The 5072-nt window shown below is 43.3% G+C and carries 2 tRNA genes and 2 rRNA genes; all 4 read right to left on the reverse strand.

The window, feature by feature from the left end:
- Positions 1–2290 (reverse strand): 23S ribosomal RNA (locus ACNG5D_RS15710); the annotation flags it as partial.
- A gap of 193 nt (positions 2291–2483) precedes the next feature.
- Positions 2484–2557 (reverse strand) — tRNA-Ala (locus tag ACNG5D_RS15715).
- Between the two features lie 82 nt (positions 2558–2639).
- A tRNA-Ile gene (locus tag ACNG5D_RS15720) sits at positions 2640–2713 on the reverse strand.
- Positions 2714–2802: 89 nt separating this feature from the next.
- A 16S ribosomal RNA gene (locus ACNG5D_RS15725) occupies positions 2803–4324 on the reverse strand.
- Positions 4325–5072 lie beyond the last annotated feature (748 nt).

The following is a 5072-nucleotide window of genomic DNA, read 5'->3' on the forward strand; positions in this document are numbered from 1 at the left end:
TCTCTCAGTCAAGCTCCCTTATGCCATTGCACTCTACGCACGGTTACCAAGCGTGCTGAGGGAACCTTTAGAAGCCTCCGTTACTCTTTTGGAGGCGACCACCCCAGTCAAACTACCCACCAAGCACTGTCCTTTCATTGAAAGTTAGACTCTAGATAAGCAAAGGGTGGTATTTCAACAATGACTCCACAACGCCTAGCGACGCCACTTCAAAGTCTCCCACCTATCCTACACATTACTTATCCAAAACCAATACTAAGCTATAGTAAAGGTGCACGGGGTCTTTTCGTCCCACAGCGGGTAATCGGCATCTTCACCGATACTACAATTTCACCGAGCTCATGGCTGAGACAGTGTCCAGATCGTTGCACCATTCGTGCAGGTCGGAACTTACCCGACAAGGAATTTCGCTACCTTAGGACCGTTATAGTTACGGCCGCCGTTTACTGGGGCTTCATTTGAGATCTTCGAAGTAAACTTCTAAACCCTCCACTTAACCTTCCAGCACCGGGCAGGTGTCAGGCCATATACGTCATCTTTCAATTTAGCATAGCCCTGTGTTTTTGATAAACAGTCGCCTGGACCTTTTCACTGCGGCCACCCCGAAGGGTGGCGACTCTTCTCCCGAAGTTACGAGTCTATTTTGCCTAATTCCTTAGCCATGAATCTCTCGAGCGCCTTAGAATTCTCATCCCAACTACCTGTGTCGGTTTAGGGTACGGGCTGCTTCTCTTGCTTTTCTTGGAAGTTGCTACTCTGGATTATCACCTTGACCGAAGTCTCAGTGTACTATCGCGGTATCACTACTCGCTTCAACGAACTATTCCGTCAGTTCGCACCAAATTCACACCTCCGTCACTTTTATTGAGAGCAGGTACAGGAATATTAACCTGTTGTCCATCCACTACCCCTTTCGGGTTCGCGTTAGGTCCCGACTAACCCTCAGCTGATTAGCATAGCTGAGGAAACCTTAGTCTTTCGGCGTGCGGGTTTCTCGCCCGCATTATCGTTACTTATGCCTACATTTTCTTTTGTAGCTTCTCCAGCATGTCTCACAACACACCTTCGACGACACTACAATGCTCCCCTACCGATATTTCTATCCCATAGCTTCGGTAATATGTTTATGCCCGATTATTATCCATGCCGAACCGCTCGACTAGTGAGCTGTTACGCACTCTTTAAATGAATGGCTGCTTCCAAGCCAACATCCTAGCTGTCAAAGCAGTTCAACCTCGTTTTTTCAACTTAACATATATTTGGGGACCTTAGCTGATGGTCTGGGTTCTTTCCCTCTCGGACATGGACCTTAGCACCCATGCCCTCACTGCTGATGAACATTTTATAGCATTCGGAGTTTGTCAGGAATTGGTAGGCGGTGAAGCCCCCGCATCCAATCAGTAGCTCTACCTCTATAAAACTATTAATCAACGCTGCACCTAAATGCATTTCGGGGAGTACGAGCTATTTCCGAGTTTGATTGGCCTTTCACCCCTACCCACAGGTCATCCGAAGACTTTTCAACGTCAACCGGTTCGGTCCTCCACAGTATGTTACTACTGCTTCAACCTGCCCATGGGTAGATCACACGGTTTCGCGTCTACCACTACTAACTAAGCGCCCTATTCAGACTCGCTTTCGCTACGGATCCGTACCTGAAGTACTTAACCTTGCTAGCAACGGTAACTCGTAGGCTCATTATGCAAAAGGCACGCCGTCACCCTAATGGGCTCCGACCGCTTGTAAGCGTATGGTTTCAGGTTCTATTTCACTCCCTTATTCAGGGTTCTTTTCACCTTTCCCTCACGGTACTAGTTCACTATCGGTCTCTCAGGAGTATTTAGCCTTATCGGATGGTCCCGACTGTTTCATACAGGGTTTCACGTGCCCCGCACTACTCAGGATACCACTATATTATCAATCTTTACTTATACCGGGCTATCACCGTCTATGGCCTGTCTTTCCAAACAGTTCTAATTCATCTTGACTCTAATGTTGTGGTCCTACAACCCCAAAATTGCCGTAACAACTTTGGTTTGGGCTAATCCGCGTTCGCTCGCCACTACTAACGGAATCACTTTTGTTTTCTTCTCCTCCGGGTACTTAGATGTTTCAGTTCTCCGGGTTCGCCTCCTTTCGGATACTATATCTTCAATATAGTGGGTTGCCCCATTCGGATATCTGCGGATCAAATCATGTGTGCTGATCCCCGCAGCTTTTCGCAGCTTATCACGTCCTTCTTCGCCTCTGAGAGCCTAGGCATTCCCCATACGCCCTTATTTAGCTTATTGTACTTTTTGCTTTTTTAATGAGTTTATTATAACTATTAAAACGATTTAATAATTATAATATGATTAATTAGATATCGCTCGTGATTCTAATTAATCCTAATTATTACTTTTTATACTTATTAGTTTTACCTAATTGTATTTCATGTATCTTTTTTCAATATGTCAATGAACTTTAATTACTTACGTAATTCGTGGAGAATATCGGAGTCGAACCGATGACCTCCTGCGTGCAAGGCAGGCGCTCTAGCCAGCTGAGCTAATCCCCCATTAGTCATTCTAATTTATTAGAATTCTTAATGTGAATTTAGAATTCTCAGTTCTAGAATTTCCTTTATATTTAGTAGTTAGTAGTCTCAGGCAGACTCGAACTGCCGACCTCTACATTATCAGTGTAGCGCTCTAACCAGCTGAGCTATGAGACTCTACTAAATTTCTATCTTTTAAATTAACAGCAATGAGAATAAACTATCTTTTTCTTAGTTTTTGATACTTTTTAGTCGTCTTTCTCTAGAAAGGAGGTGTTCCAGCCGCACCTTCCGGTACGGCTACCTTGTTACGACTTAGCCCTAGTTACCGATTTTACCCTAGGCCGCTCCTTACGGTGACGGACTTCAGGCACTCCCAGCTTCCATGGCTTGACGGGCGGTGTGTACAAGGCCCGGGAACGTATTCACCGCATCATGGCTGATATGCGATTACTAGCGATTCCAGCTTCACGGAGTCGAGTTGCAGACTCCGATCCGAACTGTGATAGGGTTTATAGATTCGCTCCTTCTCGCGAAGTGGCTGCTCTCTGTCCCTACCATTGTAGCACGTGTGTAGCCCAGGACGTAAGGGCCGTGATGATTTGACGTCATCCCCACCTTCCTCACGGTTTGCACCGGCAGTCTTGTTAGAGTTCCCATCTTTACATGCTGGCAACTAACAACAGGGGTTGCGCTCGTTATAGGACTTAACCTGACACCTCACGGCACGAGCTGACGACAACCATGCAGCACCTTGTAAATTGTCCGAAGAAAAGTCTATCTCTAAACCTGTCAATCTACATTTAAGCCCTGGTAAGGTTCCTCGCGTATCATCGAATTAAACCACATGCTCCACCGCTTGTGCGGGCCCCCGTCAATTCCTTTGAGTTTCATTCTTGCGAACGTACTCCCCAGGTGGGATACTTATCACTTTCGCTTAGCCACTGAGCCGAAACCCAACAGCTAGTATCCATCGTTTACGGCGTAGACTACCGGGGTATCTAATCCCGTTCGCTACCTACGCTTTCGTCCATCAGTGTCAATACATTATTAGTAATCTGCCTTCGCAATTGGTATTCTATGTAATATCTATGCATTTCACCGCTACACTACATATTCTAACTACTTCATAATGATTCAAGATAACCAGTATCAAAGGCAATTTTACGGTTGAGCCGCAAACTTTCACCTCTGACTTAATTATCCACCTACGGACCCTTTAAACCCAATGATTCCGGATAACGCTTGGATCCTCCGTATTACCGCGGCTGCTGGCACGGAGTTAGCCGATCCTTATTCTTACAGTACCGTCAAGGCTCTACACGTAGAACTGTTTCTTCCTGTATAAAAGCAGTTTACAACCCATAGGGCAGTCTTCCTGCACGCGGCATGGCTGGATCAGAGTTGCCTCCATTGTCCAATATTCCTCACTGCTGCCTCCCGTAGGAGTCTGGTCCGTGTCTCAGTACCAGTGTGGGGGATCCCCCTCTCAGGGCCCCTACCTATCGTCGCCATGGTAAGCCGTTACCTTACCATCTAGCTAATAGGACGCATAGTCATCTTTTGCCGTAACCTTTAATACAAAATTCATGTGAAATCTGTATACTATGAGGCATTAATCCAAATTTCTCTGGGCTATTCCTCAGCAAAAGGCAGATTCTATACGCGTTACGCACCCGTGCGCCGGTCGTCATCAGAAAAGCAAGCTTCTCTATGTTACCCCTCGACTTGCATGTGTTAGGCCTGCCGCTAGCGTTCATCCTGAGCCAGGATCAAACTCTTCATCGTTAATTTGTATATGTTAACTTAATATAATTAAGCTAACTTTTTTAACAACTAATCAGAATCTCTAGTACTCAAAATGGTTTATTCTCTTTGTTAAATTAAATCGTTTCCAACTTAATTTTTACGCTGTCAATTCAATATGTTTATGAACTTTTTTCTCTTTTCTTAACTCGTTTCCTTGCTAAGCGGGTGCAAATATAAAACCCTTTTTTTAACCTCACAATAGTTTTTTAATTTTTTTTCGATTTTTTTTCAAACCTCAAAATTTAACCTTTTTAAAACCTCTATGAGCGTCTTGCTATCTGCGATTGTTATCGTTTTTAGCGGGGTGCAAATCTACAACCTTTTTTTTCTCTCACAAGTGTTTTTTGATTTTTTTTTGAAAGTTTTTTCGAAAACTTTTCGAATCAAATTAAACCACTTTTTTTATGAACTTTCGCCTTGTAACGTATACCGTTTTTAGCGGCTGCAAACTTACTACCCTTTTTTGTTTCTGCAATGACTTTTTTAATCTTTTTTTAATGTTTTTTTAATATTTATCTTAACTATCTTATTTTCTGATAATTGTACCTTGAAGTTTTTTTGAATATCTAAACTGAATTTTTAAAACCTTGTTTTTAATACCTACGATTATCCTTTATTTCTTTTCTTTTATAGACTTCCTCCTTATTTTATCCTATGCTTTTTGCTTTCTTTCTTTATATAGAATTACGCCTTACTTGTAGAGTATACTCTTATTATAGGTTATATT

Source organism: Algibacter ulvanivorans, from assembly GCF_048381495.1.
GTDB lineage: Bacteria > Bacteroidota > Bacteroidia > Flavobacteriales > Flavobacteriaceae > Algibacter_B > Algibacter_B ulvanivorans.